Source organism: Kitasatospora sp. NPDC048194 (assembly GCF_043202455.1).
Lineage (GTDB): Bacteria > Actinomycetota > Actinomycetes > Streptomycetales > Streptomycetaceae > Kitasatospora.
Window position 1 is genome coordinate 24,367 of record NZ_JBIDAK010000007.1, and the last position, 19,279, is coordinate 43,645.

At 73.7% G+C, this 19,279-nt stretch carries 22 protein-coding genes; 16 read left to right on the forward strand and 6 right to left on the reverse strand.

Translation table 11 applies throughout. From position 1 onward, the window contains the following. The first annotated feature begins 74 nt into the window (after positions 1 to 74). The 9 genes from ACGF07_RS11525 to ACGF07_RS11565 all read left to right on the forward strand — a co-directional run bounded on the left by ACGF07_RS11525 (position 75) and on the right by ACGF07_RS11565 (position 6,262). On the forward strand, positions 75 to 407 hold the full coding sequence (locus ACGF07_RS11525; RefSeq protein ID WP_350748753.1) for a WXG100 family type VII secretion target: 333 nt from the start codon (positions 75 to 77) through the stop codon (positions 405 to 407). Between the two features lie 30 nt (positions 408 to 437). Next, positions 438 to 1,889, forward strand: coding sequence for a hypothetical protein (locus ACGF07_RS11530; protein WP_392897465.1), 1,452 nt, complete (start codon positions 438 to 440; stop codon positions 1,887 to 1,889). A gap of 31 nt (positions 1,890 to 1,920) precedes the next feature. Then, positions 1,921 to 2,178, forward strand: a complete 258-nt coding sequence (locus tag ACGF07_RS11535; protein ID WP_392897467.1) for a hypothetical protein — start codon at positions 1,921 to 1,923, stop codon at positions 2,176 to 2,178. Between the two features lie 65 nt (positions 2,179 to 2,243). Continuing rightward, positions 2,244 to 2,807 (forward strand): hypothetical protein, encoded by a 564-nt coding sequence (locus tag ACGF07_RS11540; protein ID WP_392897468.1) that lies wholly within the window; start codon positions 2,244 to 2,246, stop codon positions 2,805 to 2,807. Positions 2,808 to 2,919: 112 nt separating this feature from the next. Beyond that, positions 2,920 to 3,465 (forward strand): hypothetical protein, encoded by a 546-nt coding sequence (locus ACGF07_RS11545; RefSeq protein WP_392897469.1) that lies wholly within the window; start codon positions 2,920 to 2,922, stop codon positions 3,463 to 3,465. An 11-nt stretch (positions 3,466 to 3,476) separates the two neighbouring features. Further along, complete coding sequence (locus ACGF07_RS11550) at positions 3,477 to 4,085, forward strand: hypothetical protein (protein ID WP_392897471.1); 609 nt, start codon at positions 3,477 to 3,479, stop codon at positions 4,083 to 4,085. Further along, the gene (locus ACGF07_RS11555) at positions 4,082 to 4,669 is read left to right on the forward strand and encodes a hypothetical protein (protein ID WP_392897473.1); all 588 of its coding nucleotides are present in this window, start codon (positions 4,082 to 4,084) and stop codon (positions 4,667 to 4,669) included. The genes ACGF07_RS11550 and ACGF07_RS11555 overlap by 4 nt, the downstream gene beginning before the upstream one ends. Positions 4,670 to 4,872: 203 nt before the next feature. Then, positions 4,873 to 5,421, forward strand: a complete 549-nt coding sequence (locus ACGF07_RS11560; RefSeq protein WP_392897474.1) for a hypothetical protein — start codon at positions 4,873 to 4,875, stop codon at positions 5,419 to 5,421. 166 nt (positions 5,422 to 5,587) lie between these two features. After that, entirely contained in the window at positions 5,588 to 6,262 is a 675-nt protein-coding gene (locus tag ACGF07_RS11565; RefSeq protein ID WP_392897476.1) for a hypothetical protein, read from the forward strand. A gap of 1 nt (position 6,263) precedes the next feature. Here the strand turns inward: ACGF07_RS11565 and ACGF07_RS11570 are convergent, their stop codons facing one another. The 3 genes from ACGF07_RS11570 to ACGF07_RS11580 all read right to left on the reverse strand — a co-directional run bounded on the left by ACGF07_RS11570 (position 6,264) and on the right by ACGF07_RS11580 (position 8,263). Further along, a complete protein-coding gene (locus tag ACGF07_RS11570; RefSeq protein ID WP_392897478.1) occupies positions 6,264 to 6,779 on the reverse strand; it encodes a pyridoxamine 5'-phosphate oxidase family protein in 516 nt (171 codons plus the stop codon). 150 nt (positions 6,780 to 6,929) lie between these two features. Continuing rightward, complete coding sequence (locus ACGF07_RS11575) at positions 6,930 to 7,598, reverse strand: phosphatase PAP2 family protein (protein ID WP_392897480.1); 669 nt, start codon at positions 7,596 to 7,598, stop codon at positions 6,930 to 6,932. Next, on the reverse strand, positions 7,598 to 8,263 hold the full coding sequence (locus ACGF07_RS11580; protein ID WP_392897482.1) for a DedA family protein: 666 nt from the start codon (positions 8,261 to 8,263) through the stop codon (positions 7,598 to 7,600). Before ACGF07_RS11580 ends, ACGF07_RS11575 begins: the two co-directional genes overlap by 1 nt. A gap of 115 nt (positions 8,264 to 8,378) precedes the next feature. Between ACGF07_RS11580 and ACGF07_RS11585 the strand changes: the two genes are divergently transcribed. The 3 genes from ACGF07_RS11585 (at position 8,379) to ACGF07_RS11595 (ending at position 11,621) form a co-directional block, all read left to right on the forward strand. Then, the gene (locus ACGF07_RS11585) at positions 8,379 to 8,786 is read left to right on the forward strand and encodes a BlaI/MecI/CopY family transcriptional regulator (RefSeq protein WP_350743050.1); all 408 of its coding nucleotides are present in this window, start codon (positions 8,379 to 8,381) and stop codon (positions 8,784 to 8,786) included. Further along, on the forward strand, positions 8,783 to 9,997 hold the full coding sequence (locus tag ACGF07_RS11590; protein ID WP_392897484.1) for a M48 family metalloprotease: 1,215 nt from the start codon (positions 8,783 to 8,785) through the stop codon (positions 9,995 to 9,997). Before ACGF07_RS11585 ends, ACGF07_RS11590 begins: the two co-directional genes overlap by 4 nt. Before the next feature lie 136 nt (positions 9,998 to 10,133). Then, a complete protein-coding gene (locus ACGF07_RS11595; protein ID WP_350743046.1) occupies positions 10,134 to 11,621 on the forward strand; it encodes a GAF domain-containing protein in 1,488 nt (495 codons plus the stop codon). Here the strand turns inward: ACGF07_RS11595 and ACGF07_RS11600 are convergent. Then, positions 11,561 to 12,061: an SsgA family sporulation/cell division regulator gene (locus ACGF07_RS11600; protein ID WP_350743044.1), complete on the reverse strand. Its 501-nt coding sequence runs from the start codon at positions 12,059 to 12,061 to the stop codon at positions 11,561 to 11,563. The two genes, ACGF07_RS11595 and ACGF07_RS11600, sit on opposite strands and share 61 nt — an antisense overlap. A 333-nt stretch (positions 12,062 to 12,394) precedes the next feature. Here ACGF07_RS11600 and ACGF07_RS11605 point away from each other — a divergent pair, with 333 nt between their 5' ends. The 4 genes from ACGF07_RS11605 (at position 12,395) to ACGF07_RS11620 (ending at position 17,140) form a co-directional block, all read left to right on the forward strand. Continuing rightward, the gene (locus ACGF07_RS11605; protein WP_392897486.1) at positions 12,395 to 13,777 is read left to right on the forward strand and encodes a hypothetical protein; all 1,383 of its coding nucleotides are present in this window, start codon (positions 12,395 to 12,397) and stop codon (positions 13,775 to 13,777) included. A 270-nt stretch (positions 13,778 to 14,047) separates the two neighbouring features. Further along, positions 14,048 to 15,415: a TerD family protein gene (locus ACGF07_RS11610; protein WP_392897754.1), complete on the forward strand. Its 1,368-nt coding sequence runs from the start codon at positions 14,048 to 14,050 to the stop codon at positions 15,413 to 15,415. A 124-nt stretch (positions 15,416 to 15,539) separates the two neighbouring features. Next, positions 15,540 to 16,520 (forward strand): SGNH/GDSL hydrolase family protein, encoded by a 981-nt coding sequence (locus ACGF07_RS11615; RefSeq protein ID WP_392897488.1) that lies wholly within the window; start codon positions 15,540 to 15,542, stop codon positions 16,518 to 16,520. Between the two features lie 131 nt (positions 16,521 to 16,651). Then, on the forward strand, positions 16,652 to 17,140 hold the full coding sequence (locus ACGF07_RS11620; RefSeq protein ID WP_392897490.1) for a GNAT family N-acetyltransferase: 489 nt from the start codon (positions 16,652 to 16,654) through the stop codon (positions 17,138 to 17,140). A gap of 7 nt (positions 17,141 to 17,147) precedes the next feature. Here ACGF07_RS11620 and ACGF07_RS11625 read toward each other — a convergent pair whose 3' ends face one another. Together ACGF07_RS11625 and ACGF07_RS11630 are read right to left on the reverse strand one after the other, a co-directional pair. Further along, positions 17,148 to 17,840 (reverse strand): RraA family protein, encoded by a 693-nt coding sequence (locus ACGF07_RS11625; protein ID WP_350743036.1) that lies wholly within the window; start codon positions 17,838 to 17,840, stop codon positions 17,148 to 17,150. A 332-nt stretch (positions 17,841 to 18,172) separates the two neighbouring features. Beyond that, complete coding sequence (locus tag ACGF07_RS11630; protein WP_350743032.1) at positions 18,173 to 19,102, reverse strand: proline dehydrogenase family protein; 930 nt, start codon at positions 19,100 to 19,102, stop codon at positions 18,173 to 18,175. Between the last annotated feature and the right edge of the window lie 177 nt (positions 19,103 to 19,279).

The window sequence follows — 19,279 nt, forward strand, 5'->3', positions numbered from 1 at the left end:
GAAACCCCGTCGGCCCGCCCCGTCGTCCTTTCCTTCACACTTCCTGATGAACAGGCAGTATGGGGGATGACGCGATGGCAGATGACGGAGCGAAAGCAGGCGGACCGGAGTTCAAGATCAGGCCGGGGGACCTGAAGGACGCCGCGCCGACCTTCGAGGCGCAGAGCAAGGCACTCAAGGACGCCCTCGACAAGCTCAGGAAGGCCCTCGCCGAGGCGGGCAGCCCCTGGGGAAGCGACAAGCAGGGCAACGAGTTCGCGGCGGCCTACAACCCGCCGCACGACCACGTGCTGTCCGCGCTCGACGTCCTCGTCCAAGGGCTCGACAGCATCAACACGGGCCTCCACGCCCACGCGGACAACCACACGGACGCCGACAACCACGCCAGGAAGAACTTCACCCCGTGACCGGGCACCAGTCCCGGAGGGGAGCCCGGCATGGGTGAGTCCACCGCGGCGAAGGCCGTCCGCAAGCTCACCGGCATGTGGTGGCCGGACGCGGACCCGGACAAGCTGCGCAAGGTCGCGGACGCGTGGGACGCGATGGCCACCGCCATCGACAACGTCACCGTGCCCACCAACCAGGCCGCCGCGGCGATCGTCGCGAACAACCACGGCCCGGCGATCGACGCGTTCGGCCGCTTCTGGGCCCAGTACTACGGCGGCAAGGACAGCGCCGGCAAGGGCAAGGGCTGGCTGCCCGACGCCGCCGAGGGCTGCCGCAGCCTCGCCAAGGCCCTGCGCGACTTCGCCGCGGAGGTCGACAAGGCGATCAAGAAGCTGGAGGAGGAAGCCGCGATCGTCGGCGCCAGCCTCGTCGCCGGCACCGCCCTCGCGTTCTTCACCGCCGGCATCTCCGAGGGCATCGCCGCCGGCGCCGCCGCGAGCATCGTCGCCACCGCCGCGGGCCTGGGCATCACCGTCTCGGAGACCATCGCCACCATCGCCGCCACCGTCCTGGTGGGCGCCGCCTTCGGCGCGGTCGAGGCGATCACCGTCGACCTCGCCGTCGCCCAGCCGATCCGCGTGGAGTTCTTCGGCGACGGCGGCTACAGCTTCCAGGAGGCCGTCGACTCCGCCGAGACCGGCGGCATCATGGGCGGCGCGGGGGGCGGCCTGGGCGCCGGCGCCCGAGCCGTCTCCACCGCCGCCGAGGTGTCGGACAACGTCTCCGTCGCCCTCGCCGCCGCCGGAAAGGTGGCCAACGCCGCAGACACGATTCCCGGCCGCATGGTCACCGGCGCCGGGCTCACCTACGCCTACGACGCCACCTTCCAGACCGGCCCGGTCCTGCCCCTCGACATCGTCCTCGGTGGAGTCGGTGGTGCGGCCGGGCCCAGTGGCAGGGGTGTCGACACCGTCAGGCGCATCGCCGCCCTCAGCGGCGAGGGCCACGCCCCGGGCCGCCACGTCAAGGCCACGGATGCCGCCCTCAAGACCCGTCTGGGCACCACGATCTACAACCAGGACGGCTCCCCCAAGGTCTACGGTCCGACGTCGGTGAACGCCGGCCACGTCAAGTCACGGGACCACATCGATCCGCTGACCGGCACCACCGTCGACGGCGACCACGGCGGCGTGCACAAGTGCGGCCCCTACGCGACCCGCTACAGCGATCCCGCGGACCTGGTGACCGTGGACAAGTACATGCGGAAGTACATCCGGGAGCACGGCGAAGCGCCCAGGGACCCGGTCCCCATCGAGGACATCCTGGGACCGGAGGGCCACAAGCGTTTCACCGGGTTCTACAAGGACCCGCAGGACCCGAATCAGTACCTGCCGGTGGACTTCGAAGGAGGGAACATCGTCGCCATCTACGTGAAGGACGCGAACGGCCACTACGATCTCCTGACGTCCTACGCAAACCCCGCGCGAGGAAAGCATCCCTAAGGAAACCATGGACCCCGAACTCGCCGGCTTCATGCAGATGTACCTCAGTGTAGAAGTCGCCTACGGCACCCTCGCCCGCGTCAAGGAGACCATCCGATCGGCCAGTTGGTGCGAGGACGTACAGCAGAGGTTCGAGCGGATGCTCGCAGAACGGAACATGACCAGGGGCGAGTACTGCGAACTCACCTGGATCGACTTCGAGACCGACGAGGAGATGTACGAATACCTGGAGAAGCTCCACGCCTATCTCTTCCTCGACCAGGGGGAACTGCCCCTGCCACCCGACTGATGACCGGACCGGCTACCCACGCGGAAGGTCGAGGTCCTCGGTTCGGTTCCGACGCCGTGCAGTCGGTGGTCGACCGACTGAAGGCTGTGAACTGGAAGTCGCCTGGCGAGGCTTTCGAGAAGGGATTCTCCCGTGCCGCGCTGATGAAGGAGTACTTCCGCCGGGCCGCGCTCTGGGTCGACACCTGTGGAGAACCCCAACAGTGGCCCTTCTTCGACCTCGCGGAAATCGTGAACCCCGCCATTCGCGTCGACCCGGCGGTCATCGCGGACGTCGAGGACTTCATCGACGAGGCCTGCGGCTCGTCGTACGCCATGGACAGCGGCGCGGCCGCCGTCCAGTGGGCCGCGGTGACCAGCACGCCCGGAACACGACTGCCGTCACTGCCGGACCCGTTCGAGCCCCTGCTGCGCCTCTACGAACGCGGTGGCGCCGGATTCGCCTTCGCCAACGGCTTCATCGACTTCGGCGTGGTCATGGTGAGGCGCGGCAAATGGCGCATGCACGTGTCCTCGACCCCCGTCATCGAGCTGAACGACGAAACCCTCGACTTCCTGGACGAACGCAAGTGGGCGGAACTCAACGCACTGGCGGCCCGCAGCGATCGGCGGTCGACCGGCCACAGTTGACCACCGAGACCACGGGACGGGGCACAGGCAAGGGAACGACACCGACTGACGGCGGCCGTCGGCGGCCCCGGCCCGCCTTCCCAGCCTTGATCACCGCGCACAGGAATGATCCGTGAACGTCACACAGACCCTTGCCGACCGGCTGACGAGCGTCGACTGGAATCCGGCGCAGACCGACCCTCGGCTGCGTATCTCGCTCATGAAGGAGTTCCTTCGGCGCTCGGCGCTCTGGGCCTACCAGTTAGGTTCGGACAGGTGGCCCATCTTCGACGTGGCGGCTCTGATCGACCCGTCCGTTCGCGCCGACCCCGAGCTGGTGGACCAGGTCTCAAAGAGCTGCGCGACGCAAAGCACGGCCGTTCAGCAGAGCTGCGTGGGAGCACTGCACTTCGCCGCCCTCCGGGAATCGGGCCGTGCCATACCCCGGCTGCCGGACCCGTACGAACCCATCGTCGTCCTCTTCGAGAATGGCGGCGGCTTTGCTCTTGACGGAACCGGAATGATCGATGTCGATGTCACTGTGAGCATGAGCCGGGGCAAACTGGCGGACTGGCTGGACCGCCCGGCAGCGGGCTTCTCGCACCGAGCACCTGCGGCTGAAGCCCGTCGATCCAAGCCGCCCCAAGCCACTCAGGCGAAAGGTCGTTCCCTCAAATGAGCTCTTTGGCTGTGCAGCTGACAGTCGACCGGCTCAAGGCGATCCGTTGGACAGATCACGAGCAGGCTCTTGCGAAGTCTTTCTCCCGAGCGGCACTCATACGAGAACACATGCGTCGGACTGCGCTGTGGCTGAATGTCTACGGGGACACCGAATACTGGCCCATCTTCGACCTCGCGGCGGTTGTCGCTCCGGAGGTGCGGGCCGACCCGGCGGTGATCGCGAATGTCGAGGAATTCGTCGACGCCGCCTCCAACAGATGGTATGCCGTCGAAACCTCTGTCGCCGCCGTCCACTGGACAGCAGTGGCCGACACCCCCGGGCTGAAACTCCCCCCGCTGCCCGACCCGTTCGAACCTCTGGTCCGGGCCTACGAGCGTGGTGGCCTCTTTTCGTTCGCCAATGGCTTCATCGACTTCGAGACGGTGATGGTGCCCTGCGGTGAGTGGCGCGCCCACCTCTCGCCCACTCCCGTTGTCGGACTGGGGGACCAGGATCTCGATGCGGTGGATGCCGCAGGCTGGGAGCGGTTCAACCACTCGGCTGGCCGGCACGAAGGGCACCCGACCCCTGGCGAACGCCCTCGCGCCACTGGTGCGAAAGGTCACGACCTCACATGAGTTCCGACGCTGTGCAGTCGATGGTCGACCGACTGAAGGCTGTCAGCTGGAAGTCGCCCGGCGAGGCCTTCGAGAAGGGACTCTCCCGCGCCGCGCTGATGGAGGAGTACTTCCGGCGGGCCGCGCTGTGGATCAATTCCTACGGGGAGCCGCGCCGATGGCCGTTCTTCGACCTCGCGGAAATCGTGAACCCCGCCATTCGCGTCGACCCGGCGGTCATCGCGGACGTCGAGGAGTTCATCGACGAGGCCTGCGGCTCGTCGTACGCCATGGACAGCGGCGCGGCCGCCGTCCAGTGGGCCGCGGTGACCAGCACGCCCGAGGTACAACTACCCCCGCTTTCGGACCCGTTCGAGCCCTTGTTGCGACTCTACGAACGCGGTCGCGCCGGATTCGCCTTCGCCAACGGCTTCGTCGACTTCGGCATGATCATGGTTCCGCGGAGCAACTGGCGCATGCACCTCTCCCTGACCCCGGTCATCGAGCTGAACGACGAAACCCTCGACGCACTGGACGAACGTAAGTGGGCAGCACTCAACGCAAGGGCAGACCAGAGCAAGCGGCAGTCGACCGGCCACAGCTGACCCTGCCCACGGGACGGGACACAGGGGACCAGGACCACGGTGACGAACCGCGTGGCCGCGATGAGGTGAGCCCGCCCGGGAAGAGCGCTGTGCCGGCTGAGGCTGACCGTTGGTGGCCCCGGTCCGCCGGGGCCACCAACGCGCAGAGCTGGCAGAGCGCTCCACGAACGATCACGCCCTCCGCGAGTCCGGGCGCTGTGCAGATGGTGGTTGACCGCCTCAAGGCGATCAACTGGAGGTCTCCTGCTGAGGCCATGGAGAAGAGCTACTCACGCGCCGCGCTGATGGAGGAGTACTTCCGGCGGGCCGCGCTCTGGCTCGACGTCTACGGAGACACTCAGTACTGGCCCTTCCTCGACCTCGCCGCCATCGTGGCTCCCGCCATCCGCGCCGACCCGGCGGTGATCGCGGACATCGAGGGCTTCATCGACGACGCCTCGGGCTCGTCGTACGCGATGGACAGCGGCGCGGCCGCCGTCCAGTGGGCCGCGCCGACCAGCGCGCCCGGGGTGGAACTGCCGCCGCTGCCGGATCCGTTCGAGCCCCTGCTCCGGCTCTACGAGCGCGGCGGCTCCGGCTTCCGCCTCACCAACGGGTTCGTCGACTTCGGCATGATCATGGTTCCGCGCGGCAACTGGCGCATGCACCTCTCCCCGATTCCGATCATCGAGCTGGACGACGAAGCCCTCGACGCGCTGGATGAGCGCAAGTGGGCCGAATTCAACGCGCTGACAGACGGCAGAGGTCAGTAGTCCTGCCCCGGAGGTTCAGCTGGGCTCGACGCCCGGTGACGGCGCCGCCCCCGGGCGGGGGCTGGGGGGCGGCCGGGCGTACGCTTCCACCCCGGCGTGCCGGGGAGCGGTGCGCGCCGAGGGGTTGGGGGTGGGTGTGGCGGGGGTGGGGAGCCGGCGGGGGGCGGTGGCGTTGGCGGCCGCGTTGGTGGCGGCGGTGCCGGTGGGGACGTTCGGGCTGGTGCTGGTGAGTACGTACGTGAGCCCGGGTCTGGCCTGGGTGCTGGGGGTGGCGGTCGACGTCGCGTGGGTTGCGGGGCTGGTGCGGCTGCTCGGGGCGGCCGGCTGTTGGGTGGCGGCGTTCGGGGCGATCCTGTGGCTGATGGCGCTGGGGGCCGTCACGTCCGCCCGGGACGCGATGGTGCTGGACGCGTCGGGGGTGACCGCCACCGCCTGGGTGTCGGCGGCGCACGACCACCCGCAGGGCAGGCATCCGGATTCGGCGTACGACCTGGTGGACGGGCGCGGCGTGCCGGTTCCGGGCGGCACGGTGTACGCGGGGCTGCGCTCGCACGCGGTCGGGGAGCGGCTGACCGTCCGCTACGACCCCCGGGGCGTGGTGGCGGCGAGGCTCCCGGACGACGTCGACGTCCTCGCGGAGGCGGCCCTGGCCTTGGGCCTGAACGCCGCCATGATGGCCGCCACCGCGGGCCTCGGTGTGTCGGTGGTCCGCAACGGCCGCCCGCGCCGGGTGCCGTTCCGGCGCGGCGGCGGAGACGGCGGAGGCGGCGGAGGCGGCGGAGGCGGCAGAGGCGGCGGGCCGGCGGCGCCCCTGCGGGGCCGGGTGCGCCCCCGGCGCTGACCTATCCCCGCACCACCCGGGCCCGCAGGTAGTTGCGCCGTCCGAAGTTGGGCTCGTCCACCGCGGTCAGCTCCTCGACCTGGAACCGGTAGAGCGCCGCCGCGCCGCCGCCGGTGAGGTACTGCCGCCGGACGTCCTCGTCCTGGGCGAAGGAGGGGTACCGCCCCTGGTACGCCGCGAGCGCCGCCTCCGCCTGCCGCCCCCGGGCCTCGCCGGCGCTTCCGGTGAGTTGCAGGCCGCGCAGTTGCTCGCCGAAGGCCGGCGGCGGCAGGAAGACGGTGGCGGCGGCCCGGGCCTCCTCGGCGAGGTGCCGGCTGTGCCGGGTGGAGCGCTCGCTGACGAAGGAGAGGACGAGGTCGTCGTCGTGGGCGAAGAAGGCCAGGTTGGCGTGCGGACCGTTCTCGTGGCCGGCGGTGGCGAGGGTGAGCACCATGGCTTCGGCGAGCAGTCCCTCGACGCCCTTGCGCAGCAGTTCGCCGGGCCAGTCCCCCTGCGTGATGTCGAGTCGGTACGGCATTCGGCATTCCCTCCCCTGGCACGCCCGGTGCCTTCGCGCCCCGGGCACGACTGAGCCGGGCGGGCGCCCCCGGAAGGGGCGCCGCGCCCGGCTCACATGCTCCACCCGCGGTCCGAAACCGGACAAGGGGCGGGGCCGAGGACGGGGGTGTCAGTGCTGCCGCGTGCCGTACGGCTGGTACCCGTGGGTCACGACCGGCACCGCGCCGGTGCCGAGCAGCGGGCGCAGCGCGCTCGCGCGCATCCGGTCGACCAGCGGCCCGCAGCGTCCGGCCAGCGGCGCGAGGACGAGCGCGACCAGGGTGCCGACCACCGCGCCGACCACCACGTCGTGCGGGTAGTGCACGCCGACCCAGACGCGGGAGGCGGCCATCAGCGCCGCGAAGACCGTGGCGACGACGCCGAGCCGCCGGCTGACGGACCAGAGGGCGATCGCGGCGGCGAAGGCGATCACCGAGTGGTTGCTCGGGAAGGACCAGTCGCCGGTGGCCGGGCAGGTCTCCAGCGAGACGCTGCCGCGGATCTGGGCGCAGGGCCGGAGCTCGTCGACGACGCTCTTGAGCACGGAGTTGACGCCGTAGGCGACGACCACGATCACCGGCGAGGCCAGCACCTTGGCCATCGTCGCCGAGTCGGCGCCGCGCGCCCGCCACCAGGCGTAGACCATGAAGACGGCGAACAGTCCGAGGCCGATCGCCGACCAGACCTTGATCACGTCGTTCAGCCAGTGCGGGGCCGACTGCGCCCACCCGTTGACCCGGGTGTAGAGGCTGCCGTCGATGCCGCTGCCGTCGTAGACGGCCAGGGCCCGTGGGGACATCACACGTCACCTCCGTGACGGCGCGCCTGCCGGGCGCGGAACAGTTCGAGAACAATGGGGAGCACGGAGACAACTACTACCAGACCGATGATCGGCAGCAGATATCGGTCGATGCCGGGTACGGAGGACCCGAGCCCGTACCCGGCCAGCACGACCCCGACGGTCCACACCGCACCGCCGGCCACCTGCCAGAGGGTGAACGAGCGGACGGGCACTTCGAGCACGCCGCAGAGCGGATTCAGCACCGTTCGGACCACCGGGATGAACCGGGCCAGGACGATCGCCTTGCCGTGCCCGTACCGGGCCAGCAGCCGCTCGGCCCGTTCGACGCCGTCCAGCAGGCTCTTCCGGCGGGTGCGGCGCAGCAGGGCCCGGCCGCCGCGCCGGCCGACCAGGTAGCCGACCTGGGCGCCGACCAGCGCTCCGGCCAGGGCGGCCGGCAGTACCTGCCACAGGTGCAGCTGCGGGCCCTTGACGGCGCCGGGCACGCAGAGCAGGCCGGCGGTGAACAGCAGCGAGTCGCCGGGCAGGAAGAAACCGACCAGCAGGCCGGTCTCGGCGAACAGCACCACGGCGATGCCGAGCGCGCCGAAGGCGGCGAGGAGCGAGGACGCGTCCAACGGGTTCACCGCCAGGTGAACCGCGTCGACGGGGAACTGGAGCAAGGCCGGCGAACCTCCCGTACGTTGGAGGGCGGTTCGCAGCCGGACCCGCCCCGACCGTCTACAGTAACGTAGACGGTCTACATGACTGTAGACGATCGCTGGAGGAAGCGCCGCCATGTCCGACCTACCGTCCGCCCGCCGGCCCGCCGGGGAGCTGGAGGCCGAGGTGCTGGCCGCCCTCTGGTCGGCCCGGCAGCCGATGACGCCGCAGGACGTCCAGACGGCGCTCGGCGGGGACCTCGCCCGCACCACCATCGCGACGATCCTGGCCCGGCTGCACGACAAGGGGACGGTCGAGCGCACCCGCGCCGGCCGCGCCTACGCCTACACCCCGACCGTCCAGGACACCGCGGGCCTCGCCGCCCGCCGGATGCACACCGAGCTCGGCCGCGAGGCCGACCGCTCCACCGTGCTCGCCCGCTTCGTGTCCGACCTCTCCGCCGAGGACGAGCGACTGCTGCGCGAACTGCTCGGCGACGGCGCCGGCGGGTCCGTGGACGGCCAGGAGGCCGGCACGCCGTGATCCTCGCCGTCTGGGCCCCGCTGCTGCTGCCCTTCCTGACCGTTCCGCTGGCCCGCCGCCTCGCCGACGCGCTGGCGCCCCGGACGGCCTCCTGGCTGCTGGCCGGCACCGCCGCCGTCCTGGCCGGGGGCACCCTGTGCTCGCTCGGCCTGCTCGCCGCCGCCGGGCTGCTCCACCTGCCGCCGGTCGCCGCCCTCGGCCACCTCTCGCTGCCCTGGCTCACCGCCGTCGCGCCGGACGCCCCGCTGGTGGCCGCCGCGGCCGGCCTGGCGCTCGGCGCGCTCACCGCGCTGGCAGTACGCACCGCCCGGCGCCGCCGGCTGGACCTCCGGACCGCCCGGGCCGCCCTGCCCGCCGATCCGGCCCCCTCCGACTCCGCCTCCGCCTCCGCCGCCCACGCCGACGCCGACGCCAACGCCCACGCCGCCGCCCACGCCGCCGCCGACGCCAACGCCCACGCCCACGCCGCCGCCGACACCGACGCCCACGCCCACGCCCAGCATCCGGACACGCGCCCCCGGCGCGCCCCCGTGCGCCGGGGACGCGCCGCGCGCTGGCCGCTGCCCGGCCGCCGCAACCCGCTCACCGCCCTGCTGCACGGGCCCGGCGACCACCCGCTCACCGTGCTGGACGACGAGAGCGCCGACGCCTTCGCCCTGCCCGGCCGTCTGCGCCGCCCGGGCCGACCGACCGAGCCCGGCCGCATCGTGGTCACCTCCGGCATGCTGCGCGCCCTCGACGGACCGGAGCGCGCCGCCCTGCTCGCCCACGAGCGCGCCCACCTGGCCGCCCGCCACCACGTCTTCCTCGCCCTCGCCGAGCACGCCGCCGCCGTCCACCCGGCGCTCCGCCCGCTGCGCGCGCCCCTCGGGTACCACCTGGAGCGCTGGGCCGACGAGGTGGCAGCGGCCCGGGTCGGCGACCGCACCGTGACCGCCCGCGCGGTCGGCCGGGCCGCCCTCGCCGCGAACCGGTCCCCCTGGCCGGCCCGGCCCCGGCTGGTCGCCGCCGCCCACGCCGGGCCCGTCCCGCGCCGGGTCGCCGCGCTGCTGCGACCCGGACCGGCCACCGCCCACGGCACCCGGTCGCGGGCCGTCGCCCTGGCCCTGGCCGCCTGCCTGGCGCTGACCACCGGCGCCGCCCTGGAGGCCACCGCCGACCTGCACCACACCGTCGAGGCCGCCCAGCACGAACCCGGCGTGCGGCGCTGAACCGCCCCGGGCGGTTTTCGTACCGACCGGTATGCCGAGTTGGCATACCCCATGCCCACCGGCCCATCGCACCCGTACGCTTTCGTCAGCGCGTCGGCCCCGGCGCGTCCTCGAACGGCGGCGAGGAGCAACGCGAGTGCGGCAGACCGGACGGCAGTCCCGACGACCAGAGCGCCGCACCCCGCCGACCGCGGCGGAACTGGCCAGGGTCCACGAACGCGCCCTCGCCGACGCCGCCGCCCGCGAGCTCCCCTTCCGCGAGGTGGGCGGGCCCGGCCCGATCGGCCCCCGCCCCGAGATCGGCGACTCCTGGGCCCGGCTGCAACGCCTCGGCCTCGACCCCGACGCCGGCGCGGCCACCGTGCTGCTCGGGCCGGCCGAGCTGGAGCAGCGCCGCCGCGCCAGCGGGCTGGGCACCGTCATGCCGCTGCTGCGCGAGACCCTGCTCGGATCGGCCGAGCCGGCCCCGCTGATCCTCGCCGTCGCCGACGCCGAGGGCCACGTGCTGTGGCAGGACGGCGAGCGCGGGCTGCGCCGCAGCGCCGACCGGATCGGCTTCGTCACCGGCGCCCGCTGGACCGAGGAGAGCGTCGGCACCAACGGCATCGCCGTCGCGCTGCGCACCCAGCGCCCGATGCACGTCCACTCGGCCGAGCACTACCTGCGCAGCCACCACACCTGGACCTGCGTGGCCGCGCCCGTGCACGACCCGGCCACCGGACGGCTGGTCGGCGCGATCAACCTCAGCGGCCCGGCCCACAACGTCCGCCCGTTCCTGCTCCAGCTCACCGCGACGGCCGCCCGGCTCGCCGAGACCGAGCTGCGCGCCCACCGGCTGGAGGCGCTGAACCAGCTGCGCAGCCTGGCCGCCCCGCTGCTCGCACGGGTCGGCGGCCCGGCCCTGGTGGTGGACGCGGCCGGCTGGACCGCCGCCGCGGCCGGGCTGCCGCCGCCCAGCCGGGTGCGGGTGCCCAGCGAGGGCTGGGCGCCGGCGGCCGTGCAGTGGGTGCCCGGGCTCGGCGAGTGCGTGCTGGAGCCGCTCGCGGGCGGTTGGCTGGTGCGTCCCGTCCGCCCGCCCGAGGAGGACGGCTCCGGCACCGTCGGCGCCGAACAGGCCGAGGGCGCCCGGCTCCGGCTCGACCTGCGCCGCCCGGACCGCGCCGAACTGTCCGTACGGGGCGCGGCCGACAGCTGGTCGCACCCGGTGAGCCCGCGCCACGCCGAACTGCTGCTCCTGCTGGCCACCTCGCGCGAGGGCAGCACGGCCGCCCAGCTCGCCGAGGCGCTGTTCGGCGACGCGCGGCGGACGGTGACGGTCCGGGCCGAACTGTCCCGGCTGCGCCGCTACCTGGGCGGGCTGCTGGCCCACCGGCCGTACCGGTTCGCCGACTCGGTGCTGGTCACCGTGGACGGTCCGGAGGACCCGTACGACCTGTTGCCCTCCTCCACCGCCCCGGCGGTGCGCCGACTGCGCGCCGAGCTCGCGGCGGGCACCGTCCGGCTGCCGGGAGCCCCGGCGCCGCTGCCCTCCCAGCGCTCCGCTGGGCGCGGTGCGGTCGGCGCTCAGCCGCCCGCGAGCAGTGCGGCCAGCTGGTCGTCGGTGGGGCCGCACTCCCGCTCCTGATCGGCGGAGACCAGTGCGTAGGTGCGGTCCAGCCAGTCCTGGACGCGGGGCTTGGAGGCCTCCAACAGGGCGCTGCCGTGCGGGGATTCGAGCGCGAGGTGCAACGTCGAGCCGTGGCACGGGCAGTAGGCCGGCCACAGCTTGACGTCGCCCTGGCCGCTGAGCGAGCGCAGGCCGTCGCGCAGCAGGTCGCGGGAGAACACCCAGTCCGCCTCGTCCGGCCGCCCCTGGTGGAAGGTCAGCAGCACCTCGTACGGGCGCGAGGCGTCGAAGCGGAACCGGGTGTGCACCTCGCCGACCACTTCCTCGCCCAGGGAGATCCGCAGCACCAGCACCTCCTCCACCGCCGCCGGAGCGGCGGTGGAGCCGCCCCCATCGCCGCCCGTGGGGGTGGCGGCGAGGGGGGCACTGGAGGCTGCGGACAGCGGGTCGGGCGGCATGACGGACTCTCCGGGAACGGCGCGGGATGCCATCAGCCTGCGCCACCGGCGACCGGACGGGCAAGGGTTGCAAGGGGGTTGCAATAACCCCCGTCCGCACCGCTCACCCCTTACCTGACCTTGTCAGACGGACCGTCAACTTCCGTCTGTCGAACGGGTGTCCACGAAGTGGATGGATCCTGTCCGCAGTGCGGCCGCCCGCTGGTACGCTCTCCCCCTCCCGACGCGGGGCGGCGGCGGAACCGGTGCGAACCGGTCGGATCCGGGCCCGGCGGCACGTGCGTGGGAGAATACGGCCGACGCGACGGCGACTTCGGGGAGGGAGGGGTCCGGTTGGCTGCGCGCGAGGACACCGCGCGGGACGTGCGGCACGAGCCCGGACGGCACGGACGGCACGGACGGCCGCGCCCGTTCGGCGGCCGGTTCCGGTTGCCCACCCTGCGCTTCTCCGGCGCCGCGATGGCGATGTCCACCGTCGTGGGCATCAGCATCGCCACCACCCTCCTGCTCAACGAACAGCAGGGCATCGGCCGGCGGGCCGGCGTGGCCCGGGTCGGCACCACCCCGCCGCCCACCCCCGGCACCACCGACCAGGCCGAGGCGGCCGCCGAACGGACACCGGCCAGCCCCGCGCCCTCCGACCGCGCGCCCGGCACCAGGCCCACCGGGCGCCCCTCGGCGCACCCGTCCGCTCCCGCGAACGCCGCCGCCACCGGGACCTCCGCCAAGCCTCCGGCGGGCGCCTCTGCCCGGGTCGAGCCCTCGACCGGCGGGCAGGCCTCCGCCGACGGGCAGGCCTCGGCCGGGCGCGAGCCCCGGTCCTCCGCCGACGTCCCCGCCGCGAACACCGGGGCGGGCGCGGACACTCCGGCCGGCCCCTCGCCCTCGGCGCAGCCGCCGACGGCCCCGTACGGCCCGGCGGGCGGCGCGCCGGCGGACGGCGGCCAGGCGGGCGGCGCCCAGACCGGCGGTGCGCCGGCGGGCGGCGCCCAGGTGGGAACCGCGCAGGCGCCGCACCTGCCCGGGCTGCGGCCGGTCACCCCCGGCCCGTCCGCCCAGCCCGCTCCCGGCAGCCCGCTGCCGCCGCCGTCCGCCCTGGTCCCGGGCGACCTCGGAGGCGTGGGGGCCGCCCTCGGGGGCGCCCACGACGGCACCTCCCCGGGCCCCGGCGCCACACCCACCGGCGGCGCCCCCGCCCCCGGCGCCACCCCCGCCCCCGGCAGCACCCCCACCGGCAGCACCCCCGCCCCCGCCGACCCCACCGACACGGAGGCGGACCAGGCCCTGACCGGCACCGGCCGGGTCACCCCGCTCGGGCGCGACGGCCTCCGGCACGCGCTGGAGCTCTCGGTGACCGAACGGGTCACCGCCCTGCAAGCTGAACTCCGGCTCGCTCCGGGCGAGTTGTCCCCCGGCAGCGGCACCGCCTGGACCGACCTGCCGGGCGCCGTGGTGACCGTCCAGCAGGAGCGCGGCACCCTGGTCTACCGCTTCACCACCCCACCGGGGACGGACGTCCAGCCCGGCCGCTACGGCTTCGCCGTCCACGGCGCGCGCCCGGCCGGCCCGGTCGGCCAGGTGCGCACGTCGGCCCCGCCGCAGGGCTGGAACGCCGCCGCCTTCGGCATCGACCACCCCCGGGCGGTCGCCGCGCTTGGCGGCTTCGGCCCACTGCTGCCGCAGCCCGCCCAGCCGCCGGCCCACGCGCCCCGCTGACCGACCGCCGGCCCACGCGCCCCGCTGACCGGCCGGCGGCCGCCGGCCGCCGTCCACAGCTCACCGCCCGACGGGCCGATCGGGCCACAGCGCGGGCCAGCTGACCCGCCGTCGGCACACCGGACCTCCGGCGACCGGACAGCTCGGCTCCCGTCGGGCGCATCCCCGCACCCTCGTTCGTTACTGTGTGCAGCACCCGGACCGGAGGCCCCACCGGCCCCCGGCCCCGGCCGTCGTTCCGCACCCGAGGAGGAGTCCGTGTCCACCGTCCTGACCCAAGGCGGCAACGCACCGCTGACCGCCGCGCGGGTGACCGTCGAGGTCACCGCGCCCAAGGCGCTGGACGTCTCCGGCCTGCTGCTGACCGACGCCGGCAAGGTCCGCTCGGACGCCGACTTCGTCTTCTTCAACGCCCCGAACGGCCCCGGCGTCACCCTCCGCCCGGCGGCCGCCGGAGCGCCGGACGCGATCACCGTCGACACCCCGGCCGTCCCCGCCGACATCAGCAAGATCGTGGTCACCGCGAGCCCGGCCGACCAGACCTCCACCTTCGCCGGGATCGAGCCCACCGCGACCGTCCGGGACGCCGACACGGGCACCGTCCTGGTCACCTTCACCCCGCCCCGGCTGGGCCGGGAGACCGCCCTGATCGTGGTGGAGGTCTACCGGCGCGGCGGGGCCTGGAAGGTGCGCGCCGTCGGCCAGGGGTACGCCGACGGCCTGGCGGGCATCGCCACCGACTTCGGCGTCAGCGTGGACGACTCACCCGCCCCCGCGCCCCACACCCCGGCGCCGGCTCCGGCCCCCGCCCCGGCCCCCACCTCGGCCCCGCCGAGCGCGCCGAACCAGGCTCCCGTCCCGCCGAGCGCGCCGTACCCGCCGAGCGCCCCGACCGTTCAGTTCAACCCCCCGGCCGAGCCGCCGCTCCCGCCCGTCCCGGCCGCCCCGCCCGCGGCCCCGGTCCCGCCGGTCGACCCGCGGATCGCCCTGGTCGGCGCCCCGCCCGCCCCGCCGGCCCCGCCCGCGGCACCCGCCGCCCCGCCGACCCCGGCCGACCGCCCCAAGATCACCCTGGACAAGGGCCGGGTCAACCTGGTCAAGGGCAGCTCCGTCTCCCTGGTGAAGAACGGCCGCCCCTTCCTGTCCTCCGTCCGGATGGCCCTCGGCTGGAAGTCCGCCGCCCGCGGTCGCGACATCGACCTGGACGCCTCGTGCCTGGCCTTCGACGCCCAGCGCAAGCGGCTGGAGACGGCCTGGTTCATGAAGCTGAACATCTTCGACGGCGCGGTCGCCCACTCCGGCGACAACCTGGTCGGCGGCGAGGGCGGCGACGACGAGGCGATCACCGTCCACCTGGAGGGGCTCCCGGCCGAGGTCCACGCGCTGGTCTTCGTGGTCAACTCCTTCTCCGGCCAGAAGTTCACCGAGGTGCGGGACGCCTACTGCCGCCTGGTGGACGCCCGGAGCGACGAGGAACTGGTCCGCTTCGACCTCACCCACTCCGAGCCCCGCACCGGCGTGGTGATGTGCAAGCTGGTCCGCCGCGCCTCCGGCGAGTGGGAGATGACGGCGCTCGGCGAGTACGTCGACGGCAAGACCGCCCGGGCGATGATCGAGCCCTCCGCCGCGCTGATCTGACCGGCAACGCCCCGGCACCGAACCTGGATTCACCCCTCCGAGGCATCAAGTCGTCCACGAATCGACTCGATTGATTCTCAGGGGGGTGAACCTCACTCTCCCCCGCACCCGCTGAGGAGAGACCGTGCCACGCTTCCTGTCCCGCCTCGCCGTCGCCGGCACCGCCCTCGCACTCGCGGCCGGCCTGACCACCCCCACCGCCTCCCTGGCCGCCGCCTCCCAAGCCGTCGGCGGCCCGGCATCCCGCTCCGGCACCCTCACCTGGGCCGCCCTCGGCGACTCCTACACCGCGGGGGTGATCGAGGCCACCGGTGAGCTGACCGCGCCCGCGGACGGCTGCGGCCGCACCACCGGGTCCTACCCCGAGGTGCTCCGGCGCGACCTCGGCTCCCGGGTCAGCCTGCGCAACGTCAGTTGCAGCGGCGCCACCGTCCTGGACGTGTCCGCGAACAAGCAGAGCCCGTCCGGCCGCCCGCTCCCGCCGCTCGGCACCGACCCCGACGCCCCCTACCCGGCCGTCCCGCCCCAGGCCGACGCGGTCGGCCCGGACACCGACGTGATCACCGTCGGGGTCGGCGGCAACGACCTCGGCTTCGCCGGGATCCTGAAGGACTGCATCATGCTGGGCGCCACCAGCCTCAACCGGGGCACGCCCTGCAAGGACGAGTACGACCCCCGGCTGCCGGGCCTGCTCGCGGAGCTGCGCACCCACTACTCGGCCATGCTCGGCACGCTGCGGACGAAGGCGCCGGCCGCCCGCATCGTCTCCGTCGGCTACCCCCACCTCGTCCCCGAGAACGCCGCCCTCTGCACCTACGGCGACCTCCTGCAGTTCTCCACCGTCACCACCGGCGACCTCGCCTGGGCCCGCGCCGCCGTCCTGGAGCCGCTCAACGCCCTCATCGCCCAGGAGACCACCGCCCGGGGCGGCACCTTCGTGGACCTCTACGCCGATTCCGCCGGACACAGCGTCTGCGACGCCGACCACTGGCTGGACGGCGTGTTGACCAGCATCATCCCGCTCAGGTACGCCCTGGTGCATCCCAACGCCCGGGGCCAGGCCTTCGCCGCCGCCCGGGTCAGGACCGCCGTCCTCGGCGGCTGAGCGGTGGCGGGCCGACCGCTGACCGGCGGCGGCCCGGCAGCGGGCCGGGCGCCCCGAAGCCGCCGCACGGGGCCCGGCCGAGGGCGGAAAACCGGTGGCCCGCCCACCCCTTCCGCGATCATCCTGGACGGATGCTCCTTCGCGAAGCCACTCCCGAGGACTGGCCGGCCATCTGGCCGTTCTTCCGCTCCGTCGTCGCCGCCGGCGAGACCTTCCCGTACCCCCTCGACAGGGACTCGGAGACGGGCCGGCAGTGGTGGATGCACTCCGCCCCCGACCGCACGGTCGTCGCGGTGGACGCCGAGGGGCGGGTCGTCGGCACCGCCACCATGAACCGCAACCGCCCCGGCAACGGCTCGCACGTGGCCAGCGCCAGCTACCTGGTCGATCCGGCTCACCACGGCCGGGGCATCGGGCGGGCCCTGGTCGAGGACAGCCTCGACTGGGCCCGCCGGGCCGGCTTCCGCGCCATGCAGTTCAACGCGGTCGTGGCCACCAACCACCACGCCGTGAACCTCTACCGCTCCCTCGGCTTCGAGATCGTCGGGACCGTCCCGGAGGCCTTCCACCACCCGGTCGAGGGCTACGTCGGCCTGCACGTCATGTACCGGCCGCTGTAGGGGCGGCTCACTCCTCGATCGCCCCGCCGACCCGCCGCAGGTGCTGCCGGAAGCTGTACGCCGGGTCGGCGGCGCGCCGCTCCAGGTAGTCATCGAAGGCGGTCTGCCGGCGCAGCGTGTCCCCGGCCGTGATCCGTTCGGCCTGGGCCCGCTCGGTCCGGGCGATGCCCTCGGCCGCCTCCAGCACCTCCCCGACCCGGTCGGCCGGTACGAACACCACGCCGTCCCCGTCCGCGAACACCACGTCCTCGGTGCCCACCAGGTGCGGCCCGACCCGCGCCGACACCAGCGCCTCCGGCTCCCGCCCGTCCAGGCGCATCGGCCCCAGCGGCAGCGCGCCGTAGCTGAACACCGGCAGCCCGATCTCCAGCAACTCCCGGGTGTCCCGGTGCAGCCCCCACACCACGATCCCGGCCACCCCGGCGGCCCGCGCCTCCAGCACGGCGAGGTCCCCGATGCAGGCCTCGTCCGTCCGCCCGCCGTTGTCGATCACCAGCACGTCCCCGTCCCGCGCCGCCCCGTACGCCTCCAGGAACACGTCCACGCTCCCGTAGTGCCGCACCGGCAGCACCCGCCCCGCCACCCGCGCCCCGGGCACCACCGCACCGACCCCCACCGGCGCCGCCCGCAACGCCACCCCGACCCGCACACACGCGTCCGCCACCACCGCCGTGGACAGCCCCGCGAACTCCTTGAGCATCCCAACTCCTCCTGTCGAAACCCCAGTTGACCAGCGCCGGAATCCTAACCGAGCCCTGGACTCACACCACCGAGTGAAACTCCACCGTGCGCTGCACGATCCGACCCGGCGACGAACAGCGTGCCGCCCGTGTGAAGAGAGGGGCATCGTGAGTGCTGCAGCGCATGGCCGACCGATCGCGGACCCGCCGTCGCAGGCCGACATCCTGCTGGAGGGCCATCCCCGCCCCGTTCGCGTGCGACTCGGACACGAAGGACTTCCTGTAGGAAGCACGAAACGGCCCGCACCCCCTCCCACACAGGGGGTGCGAGCCGTTCGGCATGCGGGGCGCGCTAGTTGCGGGTGGCCATGGCGCGCAGGAAGAAGGTGAGGTTGGCCGGGCGCTCGGCGAGGCGGCGCATGAAGTAGCCGTACCACTCCTGGCCGTACGGGAGGTAGACCCGCATGGTGTTGCCCTCGCCGGCGAGGCGCAGCTGCTCCTCGGGGCGGATGCCGTACAGCATCTGGTACTCGAAGGAGTCCCGGGTGCGGTTGTTCCACTCGGCCAGCTGGCCGGCGATCTTGATCATGTTGGGGTCGTGCGAGGCGATCATCGGGTAGCCCTCGCCGGCCATCAGGATCTTGAGCGCGCGGACGTACGCGAGGTCGACCTCCTGCTTGCCCTGGAAGGCGACCGACTCGGGCTCCTTGTAGGCGCCCTTGCACAGTCGCACGCGCGAGCCGGCGCCGGAGAACTCCCGGCAGTCGGCCTCGGTGCGGCGCAGGTAGGCCTGGAGCACGATGCCCAGCCAGGGGAAGTCCGCCCGCAGCTCGCGCGCGATGGCGAGGGTGGAGTCGGTGGTGGTGTGGTCCTCCATGTCGAGGGTCACCGTGGTGCCGGCGTCGGCGGCGGCCTCGCAGATGCGGCGGGCGTTCTCCAGCGCGATCTTCTCGCCGTCCACCGGGAGGAACTGGCCGACGGCCGACAGCTTGACGGACACCTCGGCGCCGGCCGCGAGGCCGGTCTCCTTGAGGGCCTTGAGCAGGTGCTCGTAGGCCTCCGCGGTGCCGGCTGCCTGGGCGGCGTCCCGGGTGTCCTCGCCGAGGTGGTCCAGGGTGACCTTGCGGCCGGTGGCGACCAGGTCGTCGCAGGCGGTGACGGCGTCGTCGAGGGCCTCACCGGCGACGAAGCGCTCGACTATGGCGTGGGTCGGGGGGAACTTCTCGACCACGGTGCGGACCTGCGGGGACCGTGAGGCCGCGAGAAGGACGGAACGGAGCATCGTGACTCCTGGAGCTGGTGTTTCCAAGGGTGGCAGAAAGAGGGCCGGGGCGGCGGTACGGGGGTGGAACCGCCGCCCCGGCGGGGGCGACACCCGGCTGCGGGACCGGGCGTCGCGGGTGACCGGCGGCTACGGGCGAACCGGTTGGCGGGCAGCAGGGCTGGTCGACCCGCGTGC

Bases quoted from the DNA above. Each gene is read 5' to 3' on its own strand.
- ACGF07_RS11530 (WP_392897465.1), top strand. From the start codon at position 438: ATGGGTGAGTCCACCGCGGCGAAGGCCGTCCGCAAGCTCACCGGCATG.
- ACGF07_RS11560 (WP_392897474.1), top strand. From the start codon at position 4,873: ATGGTGGTTGACCGCCTCAAGGCGATCAACTGGAGGTCTCCTGCTGAG.
- ACGF07_RS11630 (WP_350743032.1), bottom strand. From the start codon at position 19,102: ATGCTCCGTTCCGTCCTTCTCGCGGCCTCACGGTCCCCGCAGGTCCGC.
- ACGF07_RS11620 (WP_392897490.1), top strand. From the start codon at position 16,652: ATGCTCCTTCGCGAAGCCACTCCCGAGGACTGGCCGGCCATCTGGCCG.
- ACGF07_RS11525 (WP_350748753.1), top strand. From the start codon at position 75: ATGGCAGATGACGGAGCGAAAGCAGGCGGACCGGAGTTCAAGATCAGG.
- ACGF07_RS11625 (WP_350743036.1), bottom strand. From the start codon at position 17,840: ATGCTCAAGGAGTTCGCGGGGCTGTCCACGGCGGTGGTGGCGGACGCG.
- ACGF07_RS11555 (WP_392897473.1), top strand. From the start codon at position 4,082: ATGAGTTCCGACGCTGTGCAGTCGATGGTCGACCGACTGAAGGCTGTC.
- ACGF07_RS11575 (WP_392897480.1), bottom strand. From the start codon at position 7,598: ATGTCCCCACGGGCCCTGGCCGTCTACGACGGCAGCGGCATCGACGGC.
- ACGF07_RS11600 (WP_350743044.1), bottom strand. From the start codon at position 12,061: ATGCCGCCCGACCCGCTGTCCGCAGCCTCCAGTGCCCCCCTCGCCGCC.
- ACGF07_RS11535 (WP_392897467.1), top strand. From the start codon at position 1,921: ATGCAGATGTACCTCAGTGTAGAAGTCGCCTACGGCACCCTCGCCCGC.
- ACGF07_RS11585 (WP_350743050.1), top strand. From the start codon at position 8,379: ATGTCCGACCTACCGTCCGCCCGCCGGCCCGCCGGGGAGCTGGAGGCC.
- ACGF07_RS11570 (WP_392897478.1), bottom strand. From the start codon at position 6,779: ATGCCGTACCGACTCGACATCACGCAGGGGGACTGGCCCGGCGAACTG.